The 21654-nt window shown below is 74.4% G+C and carries 19 protein-coding genes and 1 pseudogene; 9 read left to right on the top strand and 11 right to left on the bottom strand.

Annotation, left to right across the window (positions count from 1 at the left end; translation table 11 throughout):
- Positions 1–829: 829 nt before the first annotated feature.
- Both ACL02R_RS27230 and ACL02R_RS27225 read right to left on the bottom strand, forming a co-directional pair.
- Positions 830–1744, bottom strand: coding sequence for a DeoR/GlpR family DNA-binding transcription regulator (locus ACL02R_RS27230; protein WP_362967866.1), 915 nt, complete (start codon positions 1742–1744; stop codon positions 830–832).
- Positions 1745–1900: 156 nt separating this feature from the next.
- Positions 1901–3340, bottom strand: a complete 1440-nt coding sequence (locus tag ACL02R_RS27225) for an NAD(P)H-quinone dehydrogenase (RefSeq protein ID WP_412799611.1) — start codon at positions 3338–3340, stop codon at positions 1901–1903.
- Between the two features lie 94 nt (positions 3341–3434).
- Here ACL02R_RS27225 and ACL02R_RS27220 point away from each other — a divergent pair, with 94 nt between their 5' ends.
- The 3 genes from ACL02R_RS27220 (at position 3435) to ACL02R_RS27210 (ending at position 6488) form a co-directional block, all read left to right on the top strand.
- Entirely contained in the window at positions 3435–3872 is a 438-nt protein-coding gene (locus ACL02R_RS27220; RefSeq protein ID WP_412799610.1) for a gamma-glutamylcyclotransferase, read from the top strand.
- A gap of 113 nt (positions 3873–3985) precedes the next feature.
- Positions 3986–4786 (top strand): purine-nucleoside phosphorylase, encoded by an 801-nt coding sequence (locus ACL02R_RS27215; RefSeq protein WP_412799609.1) that lies wholly within the window; start codon positions 3986–3988, stop codon positions 4784–4786.
- 10 nt (positions 4787–4796) lie between these two features.
- Entirely contained in the window at positions 4797–6488 is a 1692-nt protein-coding gene (locus ACL02R_RS27210; RefSeq protein ID WP_412799608.1) for a phospho-sugar mutase, read from the top strand.
- Positions 6489–6724: 236 nt separating this feature from the next.
- Here the strand turns inward: ACL02R_RS27210 and ACL02R_RS27205 are convergent, their stop codons facing one another.
- The 4 genes from ACL02R_RS27205 to ACL02R_RS27190 all read right to left on the bottom strand — a co-directional run bounded on the left by ACL02R_RS27205 (position 6725) and on the right by ACL02R_RS27190 (position 13153).
- Positions 6725–7144 carry a hypothetical protein gene (locus ACL02R_RS27205; protein WP_412799607.1) on the bottom strand — a complete coding sequence of 140 codons (420 nt, stop codon included), beginning with the start codon at positions 7142–7144 and terminating at the stop codon, positions 6725–6727.
- Between the two features lie 36 nt (positions 7145–7180).
- Positions 7181–11641, bottom strand: coding sequence for a putative adhesin (locus ACL02R_RS27200; protein WP_412799606.1), 4461 nt, complete (start codon positions 11639–11641; stop codon positions 7181–7183).
- Between the two features lie 191 nt (positions 11642–11832).
- On the bottom strand, positions 11833–12609 hold the full coding sequence (locus ACL02R_RS27195; RefSeq protein WP_412799605.1) for an SDR family NAD(P)-dependent oxidoreductase: 777 nt from the start codon (positions 12607–12609) through the stop codon (positions 11833–11835).
- 10 nt (positions 12610–12619) lie between these two features.
- Entirely contained in the window at positions 12620–13153 is a 534-nt protein-coding gene (locus tag ACL02R_RS27190; RefSeq protein WP_412799604.1) for an AAA family ATPase, read from the bottom strand.
- 132 nt (positions 13154–13285) lie between these two features.
- Here ACL02R_RS27190 and ACL02R_RS27185 point away from each other — a divergent pair, with 132 nt between their 5' ends.
- From ACL02R_RS27185 to ACL02R_RS27160, 6 genes are all read left to right on the top strand, one after another.
- On the top strand, positions 13286–14383 hold the full coding sequence (locus tag ACL02R_RS27185; RefSeq protein WP_412799619.1) for a MerR family transcriptional regulator: 1098 nt from the start codon (positions 13286–13288) through the stop codon (positions 14381–14383).
- A gap of 43 nt (positions 14384–14426) precedes the next feature.
- Positions 14427–15038 carry a TetR/AcrR family transcriptional regulator gene (locus ACL02R_RS27180; RefSeq protein WP_412799603.1) on the top strand — a complete coding sequence of 204 codons (612 nt, stop codon included), beginning with the start codon at positions 14427–14429 and terminating at the stop codon, positions 15036–15038.
- Between the two features lie 159 nt (positions 15039–15197).
- Positions 15198–16295 (top strand): helix-turn-helix domain-containing protein, encoded by a 1098-nt coding sequence (locus ACL02R_RS27175; protein ID WP_412799602.1) that lies wholly within the window; start codon positions 15198–15200, stop codon positions 16293–16295.
- Positions 16292–16837 (top strand): hypothetical protein, encoded by a 546-nt coding sequence (locus ACL02R_RS27170; RefSeq protein ID WP_412799601.1) that lies wholly within the window; start codon positions 16292–16294, stop codon positions 16835–16837. Before ACL02R_RS27175 ends, ACL02R_RS27170 begins: the two co-directional genes overlap by 4 nt.
- A 185-nt stretch (positions 16838–17022) precedes the next feature.
- Positions 17023–18108, top strand: coding sequence for a zinc-binding dehydrogenase (locus ACL02R_RS27165; protein ID WP_412799600.1), 1086 nt, complete (start codon positions 17023–17025; stop codon positions 18106–18108).
- Positions 18109–18117: 9 nt separating this feature from the next.
- Positions 18118–18660, top strand: a complete 543-nt coding sequence (locus tag ACL02R_RS27160) for a GNAT family N-acetyltransferase (protein WP_412799599.1) — start codon at positions 18118–18120, stop codon at positions 18658–18660.
- Between the two features lie 97 nt (positions 18661–18757).
- Here ACL02R_RS27160 and ACL02R_RS27155 read toward each other — a convergent pair whose 3' ends face one another.
- From ACL02R_RS27155 to ACL02R_RS27135, 5 genes and pseudogenes are all read right to left on the bottom strand, one after another.
- Positions 18758–18946, bottom strand: a complete 189-nt coding sequence (locus tag ACL02R_RS27155) for a hypothetical protein (RefSeq protein WP_412799620.1) — start codon at positions 18944–18946, stop codon at positions 18758–18760.
- A gap of 158 nt (positions 18947–19104) precedes the next feature.
- Positions 19105–19458: pseudogene (locus tag ACL02R_RS27150) on the bottom strand (class I SAM-dependent methyltransferase); the annotation flags it as partial.
- A gap of 97 nt (positions 19459–19555) precedes the next feature.
- Positions 19556–20332, bottom strand: a complete 777-nt coding sequence (locus ACL02R_RS27145; RefSeq protein ID WP_412799598.1) for an SDR family oxidoreductase — start codon at positions 20330–20332, stop codon at positions 19556–19558.
- A gap of 42 nt (positions 20333–20374) precedes the next feature.
- On the bottom strand, positions 20375–20983 hold the full coding sequence (locus tag ACL02R_RS27140; protein WP_412799597.1) for a M23 family metallopeptidase: 609 nt from the start codon (positions 20981–20983) through the stop codon (positions 20375–20377).
- A gap of 16 nt (positions 20984–20999) precedes the next feature.
- Positions 21000–21647 carry a PH domain-containing protein gene (locus tag ACL02R_RS27135; RefSeq protein ID WP_412799618.1) on the bottom strand — a complete coding sequence of 216 codons (648 nt, stop codon included), beginning with the start codon at positions 21645–21647 and terminating at the stop codon, positions 21000–21002.
- Between the last annotated feature and the right edge of the window lie 7 nt (positions 21648–21654).

The raw sequence follows: 21654 nt of genomic DNA, 5'->3' as shown, positions 1-21654 counted from the left end.
CACCAGCTCCCGACACTGGGACCGACCCGACGAGGCGCGCTGCCACCTCTCCTCACACGGCTGCGGGCCCGGGAAGGGGACGGACGGCAGGGCGGACCCATTCACCCGTCGGCAGGCGCGCATTCGTCTGGCCACTCCACCCAGTGGGGACGCACGCCCCCACGCCGGGCCCACCGCCTCTTCCGGAACCGCTCGGAGCAGAACCGCAGGACGTTCACCGGCTCCGGACGCCCGCACCGACCCGACGGGGGCGCTGCCACCTCTCCCGGCTCGGGCCGGGCCGGGTTCGAGAGCGGGGACGGACGGCAGGGCGGGCGCATCCGCCCTCCGGCAGGCGGGCGTTCACCCGCCTCCGCCGCCTTGAGCGGACGCACGCCCCCGTGCCGGGAGCCGTTCGCCCGGGACGCGGACCGGCGGACGGTACGCCGCGCCGGGCCCACCGCCTCTCCCGGAGCCGGACGGGCACGGCTGAGGAGCGAGGCGGCGCAGCAGCCCACCTCCCTTCCCGCAGACGACGAGATCGCCGGCTCCCGCCGCCGGCTCCCGCAGGTACGCCGACAGCCCGGCAGCCGCGCGGATCACCACGGCGCGGTCCATCCGCATCGGGCCCGCGCCCCCCGCGACGCGCAGGCCCGCCGTGCCGCACGGGGACGCGCGTTCACGCGCTTCCGCCGTTCGGTGCGACGCGCCCGCGCCGGAGACCGTGCCGTCCGGAACGCCCCGGCCCGGCGGGGCGCGCCGCCACCTCTCCCGGCTCGGGAGCGGGGACGGACGCCCCCCGCTTCCGCTGCCCGGCACGGACGCACGCGCCCGCGGCCCGCGGGGTGCCTCAGCGGCGGCGGGGTGGGGCCAGGTCGCCGAGGCGCTGGCCCAGCGGGCCGTGGCCCGTCGCGCGCGGGCCGGGCAGTTGGGCCTCCCTGGGGTCGCGCGCGTCGCGCAGGTCGCGGCGCGGGCCGTCCAGCGGCGGCTTGACGCCCGGCTGGTGCCCGCCGCCCGCCAGCGAGACCCGTACGCCCTGGTCGGCCAGCGCGTCGATCTCCACGCCCGCCTTGGCGGCCTCGGGCGGCGGCTGGTCCGTCACCAGGTGCGTGATGTGCTCGGTCGGCACGGTCTGGAACGCCGTGTCCGTCCCCAGCTTGGTGTGGTCCGCCAGCACGACCACCTCGGCGGCGGCGCGCACCAGGGCGCGGTCCACGCTGGCGGCCAGCATGTTGGACGTGGAAAGACCCCGGTCGGCGGTGAGCCCCGAGCCGGACAGGAACGCGCGGCTCACGCGCAGCCCGAGCAGCGACTGCTCGGCGCCACTGCCGACCAGCGCGTAGTTCGAGCCCCTGAGGGTGCCGCCGGTCATGACGACCTCGACACGGTTGGCGTGGGCCAGGGCCTGGGCGACGAGCAGGGAGTTGGTCACCACCGTGAGGCCGGGGACGCGGGCGAGCCTGCGGGCCAGTTCCTGCGTCGTGGTGCCCGCACCGACGACGATGGCCTCGCCCTCGCGCACCAGGCCGGCCGCGTACTCGGCGATGGCGGTCTTCTCGGCGGTGGCGGCCATCGCCCGCTGGGGGAACCCCGACTCGCGGGTGAAGCCACCCGGCAGGACCGCACCGCCGTGCCTGCGGTCCAGCAGTCCCTCCGCCTCCAGGGCGCGGACATCGCGCCGCACCGTCACTTCCGAGGTCTGGACAACGCGGGCGAGCTCCCGGAGCGACACTGCCCCGTTGGCCCGCACCATTTCGAGAATCATCTGACGACGTTCAGCAGCGAACACGGAACTGACAGTAACCCCAACGACCATCTTGTTTCAGCAGGTTGCGGGGAATTACCGAAGTTGTCTATACGTGCGCCCCAGGCGTGATATATGCCGCGCGCGCTTGCCCGTGCGCCGCGCGCTGACCAGTGCCTACTGTTCCTCGGCGAACTTCCGTGTGTGCAGCTGGCGCGCGGCCTCGGCGATCGAGCCGGACAGAGACGGGTACACAGTGAACGCTTTTGCGATCTGTTCCACCGTCAGGCTGTTGTCCACCGCGATCGAAATCGGATGGATCAGCTCACTGGCGCGCGGCGCCACGACCACGCCCCCCACCACGATCCCCGTGCCGGGACGGCAGAACAGCTTCACGAAGCCGTCGCGGACGCCCTGCATCTTGGCCCGCGGATTCCGCAGCAGCGGCAGCTTCACCACCCGTGCGTCGATGCGCCCCTCGTCCACGTCGGACTGTGTCCAGCCCACGGTGGCGATCTCGGGGTCGGTGAAGATGTTCCCGGAGACGGTGCGCAGGTCGAGCGGCGCGACCGCGTCGCCGAGGAAGTGGTACATCGCGATGCGCCCCTGCATCGCCGCGACCGACGCGAGCGCCAGCACGCCCGTGCAGTCCCCGGCCGCGTACACGCCGGGCGCCGACGTACGCGACACCTTGTCCGTCCTGATGTGGCCGGACTCCCTGAGCCGCACGCCCGCCTCGGCCAGGCCCATGTCCGCCGTGTTGGGCACCGCGCCGACCGCCATCAGGCAGTGCGTCCCCGAGATGACCCGCCCGTCCTGGAGCGTCACCTCGACACGGTCGCCGACCCGGCGGGCGGCCGAGGCACGCGAGCGGGAGAGCACGTTCATGCCGCGCCGCCGGAAGACGTCCTCCAGCACGGCCGCCGCGTCCGGGTCCTCGCCCGGCAGCACGCGGTCGCGCGACGAGACGAGCGTCACCCGCGAGCCGAGCGCCTGGTACGCCCCCGCGAACTCGGCGCCGGTCACGCCGGAGCCGACCACGATCAGCTCCTCCGGCAGCTCCTTCAGGTCGTACACCTGCGTCCAGTTCAGGATGCGCTCCCCGTCCGGGCGCGCGTCCGGCAGCTCGCGCGGCTGCCCGCCCACGGCGATCAGCACGCCGTCCGCGACCAGCTCGCTCGCCGCCCCGTCCGGGTCCGTGACGGTGACACGACGGGACCCGTCCGGCGCCTGGTTCGGCTCCAGGCGGCCCGTGCCGCGCAGCAGCCGGACGCCCGCCCGGGTGACGGAGGCGGTGATGTCGTGCGACTGGGCGAGCGCGAGGCGCTTCACCCGCCGGTTCACCTTGCCGAGATCGACTCCTATCCCGCGTACCTCGTCGCCGATGCCGTCGCCGTCGTGGTCGATCTCGATGCCCAGCTCCTCGTGCGAGGAGTCGAAGCCGGTCATCACCTCGGCGGTCGCGATCAGCGTCTTGGACGGCACGCAGTCGGTGAGCACCGAGGCGCCGCCCAGGCCGTCCCGGTCGACGACGGTCACCTCCGCCCCGAGCTGCGCGGCCACCAGCGCCGCCTCGTAGCCGCCAGGTCCGCCACCGATGATCACGATCCGAGTCACCCCTCCAGTGTCGCGCACGCCCCGCCCGGGACCGGCACGGCCCCGGGGGCGGACTTCGCCGGGTCACCCGCGCCTCTCCCGTACGCTCAGTGCCATGTCGCTCTACGCCGCATACGCCGGAAACCTCGATCCCCGGCTGATGTCCCGCCGCGCACCGCACTCGCCCCTGCGCAGCACCGGCTGGCTCACCGGCTGGCGGCTCACCTTCGGCGGTGAGGAGATGGGGTGGGAGGGCGCCCTGGCCACGATCGTGGAGGCGCCCGTCTCGGACGTGTTCGTCGCGCTCTACGACATCGCGCCCGCCGACGAGGAGGCCATGGACCGCTGGGAGGGGGTCGGTCTCGGCATCTACCGGCGCACGCGGCTGCGCGTCCACACGCTGGACGGCGACGAGACGGCGTGGGCGTACGTCCTCAACGCCTACGAGGGCGGCCTGCCCTCCGCGCGTTACCTCGGCGAACTGGCGGACGCCGCCGAGTCCGCGGGCGCACCCCACGACTACGTGATGGAACTGCGCAAGCGCCCCTGCTGACGGCACACACTCTTCACGACCGCACCCGTGCGCGCACACCGGGGACGGCCGAGACCGAACCGTGCCCCTGAAACCCTCTACGCGCGTAGGAGATGAACGGTTAGGCTCAGCGCGTGAACGCTTCCGATATTGACCAGCCGGCCGGTGCCGCCGCCGCCCGGCTGCGCGAGCTGACCGGTGTGACCAGCCACGACGTCGCCCTCGTGATGGGCTCCGGCTGGGTCCCGGCGGCCGTGGAGCTGGGTGAACCCGACTTCGAGTGCGACTTCACCGAACTGCCCGGCTTCCCGCCGCCCACCGTCGAGGGCCACGCGGGCAAGCTCCGCTCGTACCGGCTCGGGAGCAAACGCGTCCTGGTCTTCCTCGGCCGCACCCACGCGTACGAGGGCCACGGCGTCGCCGCCGTCGCCCACGGCGTCCGCACCGCCGTCGCGGCGGGCTGCGGGACCATCGTGCTCACCAACGGCTGCGGCGGCCTGCGCGAGGGGATGCGCGTCGGCCAGCCCGTGCTGATCTCGGACCACATCAACCTCACGGCGACATCCCCCATCGCGGGCGCGCGGTTCGTGGACCTGACCGACCTGTACTCGCCCCGGCTGCGCGCCCTGTGCCGCGAGATCGACCCGTCGCTGGAAGAGGGCGTGTACGTCCAGTTCCCCGGGCCGCACTACGAGACGCCCGCCGAGATCCGCATGGTCCGCGCGATCGGCGGCGACCTGGTCGGCATGTCCACCGTCCTGGAGGCCATCGCCGCGCGCGAGGCGGGCGCCGAGGTCCTGGGCATCTCCCTGGTCACCAACCTCGCCGCCGGCATCACCGGCGAGCCCCTCAACCACGAGGAGGTCCTCCAGGCCGGGCGTGACTCCGCCGCCCGTATGGGGGCCCTCCTCGCCAAGGTGCTGGGCCGTGTCTGACCATGAACACATGACCGATCACGACACCGGCCCGTCGCGGGACCTGACCGCGCGCGCCCGCGCCTGGCTCGCCGAGGACCCCGACCCGGAGACGCGCGCCGAGCTGTCCGCGCTGCTGGCGGCGGACGACCGCGGCGCACTGGCGGAACGGTTCGCCGGCACGCTCCAGTTCGGCACGGCGGGGCTGCGCGGCGAGATGGGCGCGGGCCCCATGCGGATGAACCGCGCCGTGGTGATCCGCGCGGCGGCCGGGCTGTCGGCGTACCTGCGGGAGACGGGGGCGGGGCACGGCGGCCTCGTCGTCGTCGGCTACGACGCGCGGCACAAGAGCGCGGACTTCGCCCGGGACACGGCCGCCGTGGTGACGGGCGCGGGCCTGCGGGCCGCCGTCCTGCCGCGCGCGCTGCCGACGCCGGTCCTCGCGTTCGCCATCCGGCACCTGGGCGCCGTCGCGGGCGTCATGGTCACGGCGAGCCACAACCCGCCACGCGACAACGGCTACAAGGTGTACCTCGGCGACGGCAGCCAGATCGTCCCCCCGGCGGACGCGGACATCGCCGCGCGCATCGCCGCGGTGGGGCCGCTGGCGGACGTCCCGCGGCCCGAGGCGGGCTGGGAGACGCTCGGCGAGGACGTCGTGGAGGCGTACCTCGCGCGCAGCGGCGCCGCGCTGACGGGCGGCTCGCCCCGTTCCGTCTCGGTGGTCTACACGCCGCTGCACGGCGTGGGGCGGCCGGTGCTGGCGGCGGCGTTCGCGCGGGCGGGCTTCCCGCCGCCGGTGGACGTGCCGGAGCAGGCCGAGGCCGACCCGGACTTCCCCACCGTCGCGTTCCCCAACCCGGAGGAACCCGGCGCGATGGACCTCGCCTTCGCGGCGGCCCGCGCGTCCGCCCCCGACCTGGTGATCGCCAACGACCCGGACGCCGACCGCTGCGCCGCCGGTGTCCCCGACCCGGCGGCCGAGGGCGGCTGGCGGATGCTGCGCGGCGACGAGGTGGGCGCGCTGCTGGCGACGCACCTGGTGCGGCGCGGGCGGCGCGGGACGTTCGCGGCGTCCATCGTCTCGTCGTCCCTGGCGGGCCGCGTCGCGACGGCGGCCGGGCTGCCGTACGAGGAGACGCTGACCGGCTTCAAGTGGCTCGGCCGCGTCCCTGACCTGGGCTTCGGCTACGAGGAGGCGCTCGGCTACTGCGTCGACCCCGAGGGCGTGCGCGACAAGGACGGCGTCACGGCCGCGCTGCTGCTCGCCGAGCTGGCGGCGGAGGAGAAGGAACGCGGCGGGCGCACCCTCGCCGACCTGCTGGACGACATCGCCGTGGCGCACGGCCTGCACGCGACGGACCAGCTGTCCGTGCGGGTCGCGGACCTCGCGGTGATCGCGGACGCGATGGCGCGGCTGCGGTCCGCGCCGCCGCGCGCGCTCGGCGGGCTGACGGTGGAGTCGGCGGAGGACCTGGCGGAGGGCGCCGGGGGGCTGCCGCCCACGGACGGGCTGCGGTACCGGCTGGCGGGCGCGGGCGCGGTGGAGGCGGCGCGGGTGATCGTGCGGCCGAGCGGGACCGAGCCGAAGCTGAAGTGCTACCTGGAGGTGGTCGTCCCGGTGGACGGCCACGACGCGCTGCCGGACGCCCGCGCGACGGCGGCCGGGGCACTGGCCGCCGTCAAGCGCGACCTGGCGGAGGCGGCGGGCCTGGAGGTGTGACGCCGGGGGGCGGGGCGCGCGCGGGCGCCGCCCCGCCGGGCAGGTCCCGTCCAGCAGCGGCGACTGCCGGCAGGACACCTGGCACCGAAGTACGCGCGGCGAGTGCGACGCGTCCAGCGGAGCCGCCTGGGCGTGTGCGGGCACTGCCGCGTCCCCAGCCGGGCTTCCCTGGGTGGGCCGGTGGGTGTCGGCTGTCGGGTGCGGCCCGTTGGTCGTGCCCCGCGGCGGGTGGGGGGTCAGGCGGCGGGTGCGACGCGTCCCGCGAGGACGGCCTCGGTGAAGGCGGGCGGGGGCAGGTAGGCGTGGTGCGTCACGTAGTGGTGCACCATCGTCGGCGCGCACAGCCACACCCCGTCCGGCGTGACCACGCGGACCTCGGCCGTGCCGAGCAGTACGGACGCGCCCGCGATGGCGGCGTTCACGGGGAAGCCGGGCGTGCCGTCCGCGTGCGGCCGGTCGCAGGCGTGCATGCCCCGCGTCTGCGCCCGCCGCTCGTCGCGGCACAGCAGGCCGAGCCGTTCGGTGAACCCGGCGGGCGGCTCGCCCGTGGGGTGGTCGTGGGGTGCGGCGAGCCAGCCCACGTTCAGGGCGGTGACGCCGGGCGGCACGGTCCCGGGCAGGTAGGTGTACGGGGTGAGGTCGGCGAAGTGGGTCATGTGGCGCGGCTTCCGGTGCGGGGGCGGGGGCGTGGGTCAGAGGATGGAGCGGCAGGCGGCCCAGTGGACGGGGCCCATGTTCGGGCCGATGAGGGCGGACAGGCGCGTCGGTTCGGTCACCGTACGCGGTGCGCCGACGAGGCTGAGGCCGTCCGGCGGGTAGAGGGAGTAGTCGGGGACACGGCTGCCGGGCCCCCAGACGCGGACCGGGACGGGATTTGCCATCTCGATCCGGTTGCCGAGGAGGTTGTCGATCGACTCCCCGTGGCGTGAGTAGAAGTGCAGCCATGTCCCCTCGGGCACGGTGACGAGGGACGTGTCGCCCGCGGCGATGCCGCCGTGGCCGCTCAGGACGATCTGGCCGTCGGGACGCCCGTAGTTGATGTCGATGGGGCAGGGCGCCAGGCCCAGCGGGTCGGCGTGCGTCTGGGGGTTCTCGACGTAGGCGACCGGATTGCGTGCCGGTGCGAGGCCGAGCGGGTCGGGGCTGGTGTAGCGGGCGGTGGCGGGGTCGTAGTGGCGGTGCAGGTTGTAGTGCCAGCCGGTCTCGTCGTCGGCGTACTGCCCCGGGAAACGCAGCGGGGTGTCCGTGGTGGCGCCGGGCGCGGTTGTGGTGACGCCCCAGACGGTGGCGCGCGCCTGCCAGGCGATCCGGCCGCTGTCGTCCACGAGTTCGGTGGGCGCGCCGGTCAGGCCGGTGACGATGGCGTGGAAGCGGGCGTCGATCTCGCTGTCGGGCGCGGTGGCGGCGTCGAAGGGCGCGGTGGCGCGGCGTTCGGTCTGGGCGACGGGGCGCAGTTCGTGGTGGTCCCAGGTCAGTGTGGTCGCGGTGGGGTCGGCGGCACTGGTGGTGGTCTGCTCGATCAGGGTGGAGCCCGACCAGGCGTAGGTGGTCTGTTCGGCGACGGTGCCGTCCGCGGCGAGCCGCTGTTTGGCGGTGCGCCGGTCGAACGGGTCGTAGAGGTAGCGCCAGCGGGTGCCGTCCGGGGTGGTGACCTGGGTGAGGCGGTCCTCGGCGTCCCACTCGTAGCGCCACGTCTCGGGCTTGCGGGAGAGGCGTTTGCGGCGGCGCAGGACCGTGCGGCCCGCCGCGTCGTACTCGTGGTGGACGGCGCCCGCGGTGAGGACGCGCGTGCCGGCGTACTCGCGTGCCCCGGTGGTGGCGGTGTCCTCGTCGGGCCACTGGGCGGCGGTCTGGTTGCCGAGCGGGTCGTAGGCGTACGCCTCGGGGCCGCCTGGCCCGGTGGTGCCGGTGATGCGGTTCAGCGCGTCGAGGGTGAAGTCGGTCCGTCCTGTGGCCGGTTCGGTGACCGAGGCGGGGGTGCGGTCGGCGTGGTGGGTCCAGCTGCGGCTGACCGGTGTCCCGCCGGGCGTGGTGAGGGTCTGGCCGGTGAGGAGGCCGCGTTCGTCCCACGTGTGGTGGAGGGTGAGGCCGGGGGCGAGGGCGCGGGCGGTCTCGCGGCCCGCGTGGTCGCGGTCGAAGCGCAGGAGGCGGGTGCCGGTGCGCAGTTCGGCGGGGCGGCCGGCGGCATCGTAGCGGGTGGCGCTGTGGTGCCCGGCGGGCGTGGTGCGGCCGACGGGGCGGCCGAGCGGGTCGTACGTGTGGCGGACGGTGCGGTCCCCGACCGTCGCGGCGAGGACGCGGCCGAGCACGTCGCGCTCGATCGTGACGCGGACGTCGGGCCCGTACGCCTCGACGGGGCGGCCCGCCGCGTCGAGGAGGTAGGCGGTGCGCCGCCCGTCGGCGTCCCTGCCGGTCAGCGCGCCGTTGGCGTCGTAGGTGTAGGTGACGCGCTGGCCGAGTGCGTTGGTGCGGCTGAGCAGGGCGCCGGACGGGTCGTAGGTGTACGTGAGGGCGCGGCCGTCGAAGTCGGACTGGGCGACGAGGCGGCCGAGTGCGTCGTACGTCTGGTGCCACGCCAGGCCGCCGGGGGCGGTGACGCGGCGGACGCGCAGTTCGGTGTCGCGCTCGAAGTCGTGGCGGGTGCCGTCCGGGAGTGTCTGGGAGACGGGCAGGTCGAACGGGCCGTAGGTCCAGCGCGTCGTGCGGCCGTTCTCGTCGGTGTACGCGACGGGGTTGCCCTCGGCGTCGCGGGCCCAGCGGCGTTCGGCGCCGGAGGCGTCGGTGCTGGTGAGGGGGTGGCCCTCGGTGCTCCAGGTCGTCGTGACCGTGGCGCCGGTGGGGTCGGTGACGGCGACGGCGCGGCCGAAGGCGTCGCGGGTGACCGTGCCGGTGGCGCCGGTGGGGTCGGTGAGGGCGACGGTGAGGCCGGCGGCGTCGTTGCGTATGCGGGTGGTGTGGCCGAGGGGGTCGGTGGTGGAGGTGTGGGCGCCCCGGGCGTCGTGGGTGTAGGTGGTGCGGGCACCGGCGGGGTCGGTGACGGTGAGGGGGTTGCCGCGTTCGTCGTACTCCTGGAGCCAGCGGGCGCCGTCCTCGCGCACCACCTCGGTGGGCAGGCCGAGTGCGTCGTCGCGGGTGACGGTGACGCGTCCGCCGTCGGGGCGGGTGAGGGTCAGCAGGGCGCCGTGGTCGTCGTACGTGTGACATGTCGAGTGGCCCAGCGCGTCTGTATGGGTGAGGAGGTGATCGAAACGGTCCCAGGTGCGGTGGGTGTGGTGGCCTTCGGGGTCGGTCTCGGTGACGAGTTGGTACGAGTCGTTGAACTGGTAGGTGGTGGTGTGGCCGAGGGAGTCGGTGAAGAGGGTGCGGCGGGTGCCGGTGTCGTACGTGATGCGGCTGGCGAGGGCGCCGCCGGTGCCGTCGGTGGCGGTGCAGCGGCCCTGCGCGTCGTAGGTGTACGCGTACCAGGTGCCGTTGCGGTCCTCCCAGCGGGTGAGGCGCCGCTTGTGGTCGTAGGCGAACGTGAGGGGCAGGCCGGAGGAGTTGACGACCGAGGTGAGATTGCCCGCGCGGTCGTAGCCGTAACGCAGGAGGAGGGGATGCTCGGAGTCGCTGAGGAGGCGCAGTTCGGTGATGCGGCGCTGGTGGGTGGTGATGCCGACGTGGTAGCCGGCGTCGTGGATGACGTCGGTGGGCGCGCCCTGGGCGTCGTACTCCACGCGTATGCGGTTGCCGTTGCGGTCGGTGAGGGCGGTGAGCGGCAGTTCGCCACCCCTGCGGCCGGGGACGACCGAGAAGTGCAGGGAACGGCCGGTCTCGCGCTGGTGGACGACGAGCGGGTCCTGAGGGTTGCCCGACCAGCGGAGCGCCCAGCGTGGGCCTTCGACGGGGTACACGGGCTCGCCCGGCAGCGGCCGGGGGTAGTACAGCGTCATGCCGTCCTCGGTGCACAGCCGCGCGCCGTCCGCGTCGAGGGCGAGCCGCTGGTCGAGCGTGGACGCCCACGAGCGGCCGAACCAGGTGCCCGACCGCACCGACGTGCGGTGATGGCGTTCCAGCACCAGGGGGAGCACACCGGGCAGTTCGACGTCGGTGGCGGACATCACGACGTCGCCGGTGGCCATGTCCACCGGGTCACCCCGGGAGAAGAGGCTGCGTATGCCGCGCCCCATGCCGCGTATGCGCTGGCCGAGGCCACGGGCACCGAGGGCCATGCCGCGCAGACCACCGGAAGCAAGACCGCACGCACCGCGGGCGAGGCCGCCGAGCGTCGTGAGCCCCTTCATGCCGGGAATACAGTCCAGCGCGGCGAACGCCACGTCGAGCAGTCCGGCTTCGCCTCGGGAGTACTTGATCAGCGTGTCCGCGAGGACGACCAGTGCCGCCGCGAGGACGACCCAGGCCAGGGGGCCGCCAATGATCATCACCACCACCCCGAGGACGGCGACGATCACCTTGCACACGTCAACTATCGTGTCCCAGTTATCCGTGACCCAGTGAACCGCCTTCTGCCACCACTTGCGGTTGTGGATACCGGCGTCCGAGGCTTCGTCGATGTCACGGGCCGCCTGCCGTGCGGCCTCCTCGCGCATCTCCTTCGCCTGGCGGGCCAACTCCCGGGCGGCGTCCAGGGAGTCCTGCGCCGTGTCCACACGGGCCTGCGCCGCCTCCCGGGCCTCGTCCGCGGCCTGGCGGTCGCGGGTCGCGGCGCGGACCTCCGCCTCGTCCGGCGGCGGCGCATCGGCCCGTTCGCCTTCCCGCTGGAGGCGTTCCGCCTCGTCCCCGGCCCGTCCGACCCAGTCCTGCGCGCTGCCCAACGAGCCCTGCGCGGCGATGAGATCGGCCTGCGCGGCGATGGCCCGGTCCAGCGCGCGGTCCGCCTGGCCCTGCGCGGTCTGCAACGTGGGCCAGTATGCCTGCAACGCCTGCGCGCACAGGTCGTAGGAGTCCCGCAGCTTCTCCAAGTTGCCCGGCACGCCGTCGAACTCGTCACGGAACGCCTCCGCCGACAGGCCCGCCCAGTCCTGCACCGCACGGTCGGAGGCGAGACCCCGGATCTTCCCCAGCGCCTCCGCCACATCGTCGGAGAACGTCTGCAACTCGTCCGCGAGGTCGCGGACCTCCTCCGGATCACCCGGCGTCGGATCCGAATCCATCCCCACCGGAGACCAGTCGGAAGGCCGCGCCATCTTTCCCCCCAGGAACGCCCCTGCGCCCCGCCGAGGCGGGGCGCAGGGCTCGCGATCGTACAAGTTTGCTATGACACGCACGGCCCACCGCCCGCGGTTCCACCCGGGCTGCAATACCGGTGTCCCCCGTGCTCCCCGGCGCGGCCGGGCCGCCCCCGTCAGTGGACGGAGAAGCCGCCGTCCACGTACACCGACTGGCCGGTGACGTACGCCGACGCGCGGCTCGCCAGGAAGACGACGGCGCCCGCGAAGTCGTCCGGCACCCCGTTGCGCCCGACCATCGTCCGGGCGGCCAGCGCGGCGACGCGCTCGGGGTCGGACGACAGGCGGGCGTTGAGGGGGGTCAGCACGAAGCCGGGCACAAGGGTGTTGCAGGTGACCCCGTACGGCGACCACGCCTCGGCCTGGGAGCGCGCGAGGGATTCGAGCGCGCCCTTGGACACCCCGTACGCCCCGCTCTGCACGAACGCGCGGTGCGCCTGCTGCGAGCTGACGTGGATGATCCGCCCGTGGCCGCGCTCGGCCATGCCGGGGCCGAAGCGCTGGGACAACAGGTGGGGGGCCTCCAGGTTGACGGCCATGGTGGCGTCCCAGACGGCGTCGTCCACGTCGCCCATCGGCGGACGCAGGTTGATCCCGGCGGAGTTGACGAGGATGTCGGGTTCGCCGAAGACGGCCGCCGCCTCCTCCGCGGCGGCGCGGACGCCCGCGCGGCTGCCGAGGTCGGCGGCGACGCGGGCGGCACGGCAGCCCGCGCCGGTCAGGTCCCGCACGGTCGCGTCGAGTTCGGCCTCGCGCCGCGCGACGACCACGACGCTCGCGCCCGCCCGCGCGAGCGCCTCCGCCATCGCCCGCCCGATCCCGGAGCTGCCCCCGGTCACGACGGCGACCCGCCCTTCGAGCGAGAACAGTTCCGCCAGATATGCCGTGTTCATGCCGCACATCTTAGGCAGCGGGCCCCACCGGAGCACAGCGGGCCGCCTCGCGCACGACCAGGTCCGCCGTCTCCCCCGGCGTGAGGGCGGCGGTGTCGAGCCACCAGCCCGCGCCGCCCAGCTCCCGCCGCATCCCGGCGTCCAGGGCCCGGTGGTCGTAGGGGACGCGTTCACGGGGATCGCGCGCCTCGTTCCGCTCGCGGCAGACCTCGGGCCCCGGCGCGAGGACGACGAACAGCACCGGCCGCGGGGCGAGGCGGGCGACGAAGAAGGCGAGCTGCTCCCGGGTCGGCACCACCCAGTCGATCACGGGGGTGAACGCGGCGTCCGCGAAGTTGGCGGCGAGCGCGCAGAGGTTGGCGTTGCACAGGCGGACCTGGCGCGCGGCCTCGTCGGCGGGCTCGCCCAGCGCCCAGACGCGTCCCCTGGTGATCATCCCGTTCAGGTCGTCCCCCGCGAGCCGGGCGGACCGGGGCAGCAGCGACGCGACGAGCCGCGTCACCGTCGTCTTCCCCGCCCCCGGCATGCCGGTGACGATCAGCACACCCTCCACCCGCCCCCACAAACGCTTTTGGCGCGGGACGGCACGCACCTTCTGCCCGCCCGCGTCACATCGGCCCTTGACCCTCACGTGACGGCAGGGCGCATAGTCGTCGGCGTGGAAGACCACTGGACCGTGGGACGCGTGGCCGGACTGGCAGGCGTGACCGTCCGCACGCTGCACCACTACGACGAGGTCGGGCTCGTCCGCCCGTCGGCGCGGACCGCCGCCGGGTACCGGGCCTACTCGGCGGGCGACGTGGAGCGGCTCAGGGAAGTGCTGGCCTACCGGCGGCTCGGCTTCGGCCTGCGGGAGGTCGCCGAACTGGTCGGCGACCCGTCCGCGGACGCGGTCGCGCACCTGCGCCGCCTGCGCGCCCTGCTGCTGGAACGGCAGGACCGCGCCGCCGCCATGGTGGCCGCCATCGACAGGGAACTCGACGTACGGGCGAAGGGACTCAAGGTGACACCCGAGGAGCAGCTGGAAGTGTTCGGTGCACGGCTGTACGACACGATCGGCGGCGCCTACACCGCGACCCGCCGCACGGACCCGCGCTTCGCCGCGCGGATCGCGGACGCGCTGGGCGACGCGCGGACGGTGCTGAACGTCGGCGCGGGCACCGGCTCGTACGAGCCCGCCGACCGCGACGTGACGGCGGTGGAGCCGTCGGCGGTCATGCGGGCGCAGCGCCCCGCCGGGTCGGCGCCGTGCGTGGCGGCCGCGGCGGAGGACCTGCCGTTCGAGGACGGCGCCTTCGACGCGGCGATGGCCGTCTCCACCGTGCACCACTGGGAGGACCCGATGGCGGGGCTGCGCGAGATGCGGCGCGTGGCCCGCCGCGTGGTGGTGCTCACCTTCGACACCGACGAGCCGGGGTGGCGGGACCGGTTCTGGCTCACCCGGGACTACCTGCCCGAATTCGCCGGTGTCCTCGCGGGGTTCCCGTCGCTCGCCGGGATGGCGGACGCGATCGGTGCCCGCGCCGAGCCGGTGCCCGTCCCGTGGGACTGCGCCGACGGCCTGTTCGAGGCGTACTGGCGGCGGCCGCACGCGTACCTGGAGGAGCATGTGCGCCGCGCGGTGTCGGTGTGGACGAGGGTCGGCCCCGAGGCGGAGCGGCGGGCGGTGCGCGGGCTCGGCGACGACCTCCGTTCCGGCCGCTGGGCGGAGCGCAACGCCGGGCTCGGGCGGCTCGACGCGGCGGACCTCGGCCTCCGCCTCCTCGTCGCCTGAGGGACCACGGCCCGCCCTCCGGGGGCGGATTATGCTCGCCGGTATGGAAGGCGCACGGCGGCCCGTGATCGGGCGGCCCAGGGGGTTCGACGCGGACGAGGCGCTTGAACGGGCGCTGCTGGTGTTCTGGGAGCGGGGCTACGAGGGCGCCGGCCTCACCGACCTGACCGCCGCCATGGGCATCAGCCGCACGAGCATGTACGCCGCCTTCGGGAACAAGGAGGAACTGTTCCGGAAGGCCCTGGCGCGTTACTCCGAGGGCCCGGCCGCCTACGCCGTGCGCGCGCTCGCCGAACCGACCGCCCGGGAGGTCGCGGCGGCCTTCCTGCGCGGCACCGTCGAGACCGTCACCGGCGCCGGCCGGCCGGCCGGCTGCCTCGTCGTCCAGGGCTGCCTGGCGGCGGCCCCTGCGGAGCACGCCGTCCGCGACCTGCTGGCCGACTGGCGCAACGACGCCTGCGCGCGCCTCGCGGAAAGGTTCGCCAGGGCACGCGACGAGGGCGACCTGCCGCCGGAGTCCGACCCGGGGCTGCTCGCCCGGTTCGTGATGACGGTCTCCAGCGGCCTCGCCGTCCAGGCCGCGAGCGGCGCCACACGCGAAGACCTCCACGCGGTGGCCACCACAGCCCTCCACACCTGGCCCCCCACCCCCTGACCCGGCCGTACGTGTCCGGCACGTGAGACGGAACGGACCGCGAGGCCGAGTCCGCAGCGCATACGGCCGGTGCCGGTGCACGTCCGGCTCCGGACAGAGAGCGATCAGCCGATTGCTCACGGCATCCGCCCCCGAGAGCCGTGTGCTAATTTCGCACACATGGAAATCGGAGCGCGCGTGGCCGAGGCCAGGGCGGAGCGCGGGATCACCCAGGCCCAGCTGGCGGCGTCCATCGGCGTGGACCGGACAGCGCTGGCGAAGATCGAGTCCGGCTCCCGCCGTGTGACCGCCCTGGAACTCGTGTCGATCGCCCGCGAGTTGGGACACCGCGTGGAGTGGTTCGTGGACGAGGCGCCCCCCGCCCTCGCCTCGTACCGCGGGGCCGGCCCCGGGGTGGCCGTCCAGGCCATCGACGCACAGCTCGACTCCCTGGTCCGCGACGCCGAATTCGTCACGTCCCGCTGCCCCGAACTGGTCAGGGGACAGCCGGAGCCCCTGCCGCACCCGACCACCGCCGACGAGGCCGAGGAACTGGCGGCCTCGGCACGCCGACTGCTCGGGCTCGCCCCGGCACAGCCGGCCCACGAGTTCTCCCGCCTCGCCGCCGGTGTCGGGCTGCTCGTTTTCTCGGTGGATCTCGGAGAAGGCGCGGACGCCGGCACCGTACTGCTGGAACGCGGCGGTGTCGCGCTCGTCAACGGTCACTGGCGGGTCGGCCGCCGCCGTCTCGCCGCCGCCCACGAGCTGGGGCACTACCTCCTCGCCGACCAGTTCTCCTTGGACTGGCGGGTGGCCGCGGCGGAGGCCGAGGGGATCGAGGCCAGGCTGGACGGCTTCGCGCGCGCCCTGCTCCTGCCAGGCGACGACCTGCGGGCGCGCTGGGAGGAGTGGCTGAACGTTCCGGACGAGGGGTGGCGCGACGCCGCGGTGCGCGCCGCAAGCCACTACGGGGTGGACATGGCGACCCTTGCGCGCCGGCTCGTCGAGGTCGGCCTGGTGGACGGCGAGCGCGGGAGGAGCATCCGCCAGGTCCACACCAAGCAGGCCGACATCGTGGAGAAGAACCTCGTCGTCCGGGACGAACTGGCGCCCGTGGCACTGCCGCGCCCCTATGAGCAGGCCGTTCTGAAGCTCTACCGCCACGAGGTGGTCACCGCCGACAGAGCTGTCGGACTGCTTCGCGGCACTTTCGACCACGACGCCCTCCCTGACCTGCCTCCCGCGCCGGAGGCGGGAATCTGGGAAGTGACGTCGTGACCGATCCGGAGACCGCCTATGTGCTCGACACCGGTCCCCTGAGCCATTTCGCGCAGGCGCAGTGGCTCGGAGTTCTCGGAAGTGTCCTCAAAGGCCACCGTGTCCTGATTCCCGACGTGGTCGCCGAGGAACTCCGGAGCGGAGCTGAGCAGCACCACTACCTGCGTTCGGTGCTCGACGCGGACTGGATCGAGACCGTTCCCCTCGATACGCCTGCCCAGCTGACAGCATTCGTCCGTTACGAGCGCCAACTGGTCGGACCGGATGGGCGCAACATCGGTGAATGCGGGGTGCTCGCCCTGGCGGAAACCCTGCCGGGCGCCATCGCCGTCGTCGACGACAGGGTGGCCGCGAACGCCGCCCGGGGACGTCCCGTCACGCTGCGCCGCACCCTCGGGCTGTTGTGCGACGCGATCCGTGCGGGGCTCCTCACGGTTCCGCTGGTGTCCGCGCTGGCGGACGACCTGCTGAGGAGCCGGTACCGCCTCCCCTTCGGACCGGGCGGCTTCGCCGAATGGTGCGACAGGGAAGGACTCTTCTGAGCCCGCCGCCCCCGCACCCCGTGCCGCGGCGCCTCATCAGGCGGGTGGGAGCTTTTCACCAGCCTGTCGGTGAATACACGGGTGTGGGTGTCGGTGTCCTGTGGGGTAGGCGGTGCGTGGAAAGGTGCGGTGGTGGGCCCGGTGAGGGCTTGCGCTGTTCTGTGGGACTGCGGAGAGGGTGAGCGATGGGTGTGCCCGAGACCATGCGCGCGGTGCGGATCACCAGGCACGGAGGGCCCGAGGTCCTGGAGGCGGCCGAGGTGCCCGTGCCGGTCCCGGGGGCCGGCGAGGTCCTCGTCCGGGTCGGCGCGGTGGCGCTGAACAACACCGACCTGTGGACCCGCGAGGGCGCCTACGGCCGCCCGGACGACCCCGACGCGCTGTCCGGCTGGCGCGGCCCGCTCGACTTCCCGCGCGTCCAGGGCGCCGACGTGGCGGGGCGGGTCGTGGCGGCCGGCACAGGGGTGGACGCGGGCCTCGTCGGCCGCCGCGTGGTCGTGGACCCCGCGCTCTACGACTCCGAGGGCCCCGACGCGAACCCGGTCGGCCTGATGGGGAGCGAACGCGACGGCGGCTACGCCGAGTTCGTCACCGCGCGGGCCGACCGCGCGCACGACGTCACGGACTCCCCGCTCACGGACGACCAGCTCGCGTCGCTGCCCACCGCCTACGGCACGGCGCTCGGCATGGTCGAACGCGGCCGGCTGCGCGCGGGTGAGACCGTCCTCGTCTCGGGGGCGTCGGGCGGCGTCGGGATCGCGCTGGTGCAGATCGCCCGCGCGCGCGGCGCGACGGTGGTCGCGATCAGCAGCGGCGCGAAGATCGACGCGGTGCGCGAGGCGGGCGCGCACGAGGTCGTGGACCGGGCCGGGGACGTCGCCGCCCAGGTCCGCGCCGCCGCACCGCAGGGCATCGACGTGGGGCTCGACGTCGTCGCCGGTGACCTGGTGGGCGACGGGCTGCCGCTCCTGCGCGAGGGCGGCAGGTGGGTCGTCGCCGGGGCGCTCGGCGGGTACGGGGTGGCCTTCGACGTGCGCCGCCTCTACCTGCACAACGCGCAGGTGATCGGGTCCGCGATGCACACGCCCACGCACTTCGCCCTCCTGATGGACATGGCGCGCCAGGCCGCGGTCCAGCCCCTCGTCGCCGAGGTGTTCCCGCTGGAGGAGGCGGCGCGGGCGCAGGAGGAACTCGCCCGCAGGGAACACGTCGGGAAGATCGTGCTGCGTCCCCAGGAGAACCGTTTGCCAGGAAATCAGCCGGTCGGATAGAAAGCTCGCATGCTCACAGGCACGAAGGTCGGGCTCAGGGCCCGGCACGCGGACGACATCCCGGTCCTGCGGACGGAACTGTACGACGACGTGGTGGGCGGCTCGCGGGCCGAGGGGCGGCCGTGGCGGCCGATGACGCCCGGCGCGGAGGACTCGCGGCTCGTCGTGGACGACAAGGAGCAGGGGCACGTCCCGTTCTCCGTGGTCGAGCTGGACGGCGGCGAACTCGTCGGCACGGCCACGCTGTGGGGCATCGACACCCATCACCGCAGCGCGCACATCGGCCTCGGCCTGCGCCCGTCGTTCCGCGGCAAGGGCTACGGCAGCGACGTGGTGGCGGTGCTGTGCCACTACGGCTTCGTCGTGCGCGGCCTGCACCGGCTACAGATCGAGACACTGGCGGACAACCTCGCGATGCTGCGCGCCGCCGAGCGCAACGGCTTCACGCGCGAGGGCGTGCTGCGGTCCTCGGCGTGGGTGATGGGCGAGTTCCTGGACGAGGTGCTGCTCGGCCTCCTCGCCGCCGAGTGGCGTCCGGGCGCCGAAGGCTGATCCGGCTCCCCGGGGCGCCGGGACACGGACGGACGGAGCCGTGCAGGGCCGGGCCCGGCCGACTCACGCGCGTCGCGCCCGCCCGTGCGGGGACGGCCTACCGGCGGCCGGTCGTCGCCACGGCGGCGAACGACGGCGCCCCGGCGAGGTCGCCGAGAATCTCGGCCGCGCCGGACCCGGCCTCGGCCGGCTCCGCGCCCAGCTCGTCCGGCGTGAAGTGGCGGACCCGGTTGCAGAACGTCCTGTGCCGCCCGGCCTCGGAGATCTCGTACTTGTCCAGCGACACGCGCGCGCTTTCGTAGCGGGAGGTGTTGTGGAAGCCGAAGTAGGGCCGGTCGCCCGCTCGCGCACGTCGGCCAGCGCGGCGGCGGAATCGACGTCGAGGACGAACGAGCCGCCGCCGTCGAGATGTTGCCGCACGGTGCGCAGCAACGCACGCCTCCCGTCCGGGGGCAGCGTGCAGTAGTCCCGCATCACCATGAGGACCAGGTCGTACCGCGCGCCGTCCGGGTCGCGCCAGGTGAGGTAGTCCTGCCGCAGGTAGCGAACGGTCAGCCCCTCCGCGCGGGCGAGCGACCTGGCGTGGCCGAGCGGGCGCGCCGACAGGTCGAGCCCGGTGGCGTCGGCCCCGGCGCGGGCCAGCGGCGTGGTGTACGGGCCGGGCCCGCACCCGAGGCCGGCGACGCGCCCGCCCGCCCGTACGCCGAAGCGGACGACGAGCCAGGAGACGACCCGTTCGATGAACTCCGCCCGGTAGGAGGAGAGATCGACGGACGGGTCCAGGTGCGCGGCGAGCATGCGCGCCGAGATGTGGGGGTCGGTCCACAACTCCGGTGTGTGGCGCGGGAACAGAGGGCGGGGCGGGCGTTGAGGGCGGAGAGTGCGGCGCACGCGGTCAGGCCGAGCCGCCGTTGCTGTGGAGGAGTTGGCCGTTGATCCACTGGCCCTGTGGCGACAGCAGGAAGTCCACGAGGTGCGCCGTGTCCTCGGGGGTGCCGAGGCGGCCGAGGGGGGTGGCGGCGCGGATCCGCGTGCGGAGGTCGTCGGTCATCCAGCCGGTGTCCACCGGGCCGGGATTGACGGCGTTCGCCGTGACGCCGAGGGGGGCCAGTTCGTGGGCGGCGGCGAGGGTGATGCGGTCGAGGGCGCCCTTGCTCGCGCCGTACGGCAGGTTGCCCACGGTGTGGTCGCTGGTGAGGGCGACGACGCGGCCGGTGCCGTGCGCGCCCGTGAAGCGGCGGCCGTACTCGCGGATCAGCAGCCAGGACGCCCGCGCGTTGACCGTGAAGTGGCGGTCGAAGCTTTCGACGGTCGTGTCCAGCAGGCCGGAGTCGACCGACTCGCAGTGGGACAGCACCAGGGCCGTGACCATGCCGAGGCGGCTCTCGACCTCGTCGAGGACCCGGGCGGGCGCCGCCGGGTCGGCGAGGTCGGCCTCGACGGCGGCGGTCGTGGCGCCGCGCGCGGCGAGGTCGGCGGCGATGGCGTCGGCCGCGCCCTCCTCGGCGCCCCACTCCATGCGCCGGTCGTAGGGCGTCCAGTAGGTGAAGGCGATGTCCCAGCCGGAGGAGGCGAGGCAGCGCGCGATGCCCGCGCCGATCCCGGCGCTGCGGCCGACCCCGGTGAGCAGGGCGAGCGGACGGGGGGCGGCGGGCGCGCGGGTGTCGGTCACGGGAGGGATGATCCGCGACGGGCGGCGTCCCCCGCAAACGCCTCAGGGGGTGTGCGCGGTGACGATCTCGCCGTTGCGCGGCAGGCGCCCTCCGAACGTCAGGGGTACGGCGGCGGCGTGCTCGATGTCGTGGCTGTCGAGGGCCTGGACGTGGACGTGCGGCTCGGTGCTGTTGCCCGAGTTCCCGCAGCGGCCGAGCCGGTCACCGGCGAGGACGCGCTGCCCCGGCCGGACCTCGACCGTGCCGTGCCGGAGGTGGCAGAGGGCGACGACGACGCCGCGGCTCTCGATCAGCACGTGGTTCCCGGCGAGTGCCACCCACCCCGCCGCGGCCCGGCGGCGCTGCGTCAGCGCGTAGCCGATCGAGGGCAGGCCGCGGTAGGCCATGTGGTCGGGCTCGGCGTCGTGCGCGGCGACGACGACCCCCTCGGCGGGCGCCAGGACCGGGCGCCCGAAGCCGGGGAATCTTCCGGGCGGTTCGGGGCGCACGAGGGAACCGGGCGTGAGGGGCGCCGTGCCGCCCGTGGCGTCGACCGGTACGAAGTCGATCGCGTAGGACGTGGCGAACAGGGCCGTGCCGTGGCTCGGCACCCGGTCGGCGGGGCTGTTCCGGACGAGCCAGCGGCCCGCGAACGGGTAGGCGAGGTCCATGCGCGCGGCGGCCGGGTCAGCTCGTCAGCCAGAGCACGAGCAGCGCGACCGCGCCCGCCGCGAGGGGGATCAGCGTCTCCAGGCTCCAGCGGGTCTCGATGTCGCCCTGCGCGCCGGGCTTCTCGCGGTGCCGCTCGGCCAGTTCGCGCAGGACGAGGACGGCCTCGTCGCCCGCCGCCGGGGTCGGCGGGCGGGGCTCGCCGTGCTCCTGGTCGGGCGTGCCGAAGCCGCCGAAGCCGCCGAGGCGTCCCGAACGGGGCATGCGGGCGGATGCGGCCTGCTCGCGGCGGCGGTTGGCGCGGTTGCGGGCGCGCAGCGATACGGGGATGGACCACAGCTGGTACGTGCGCCCCTCCGCGACGACCTCGGACGAGTAACGCGCCCGTACGGTCTCGACCTTGCCCCACGGCAGCACGACGGTGCGGAACGGGTTGCGCACCCGCAGGCGTTCGTCCGACGCGAAGACCGCCGGGCGGATCGAGAACGCCACGATCAGCGGCACGGCGAACACCAGCACCGACAGGGCCACCAGCGGCGTACGGCCGTCGCCGCGCAGGATGGCGTCGAAGCCGAGCCAGGCGGCGAGGGCGAGCAGCAGGACGCCGCCCACGATGCCGGCTCCCGAGCGGTAGACGCGGTCGGCGTACTTCTGGGGCTCACTCATGCGACCG

Origin of the sequence: Streptomyces sp. MS19 (assembly GCF_047200595.1) — a bacterium.
Taxonomy (GTDB): Bacteria; Actinomycetota; Actinomycetes; order Streptomycetales; family Streptomycetaceae; genus Streptomyces.
The sequence above is the reverse complement of the archived record's forward strand: the minus strand, read 5'-3'. Positions and strand labels throughout refer to the sequence as shown.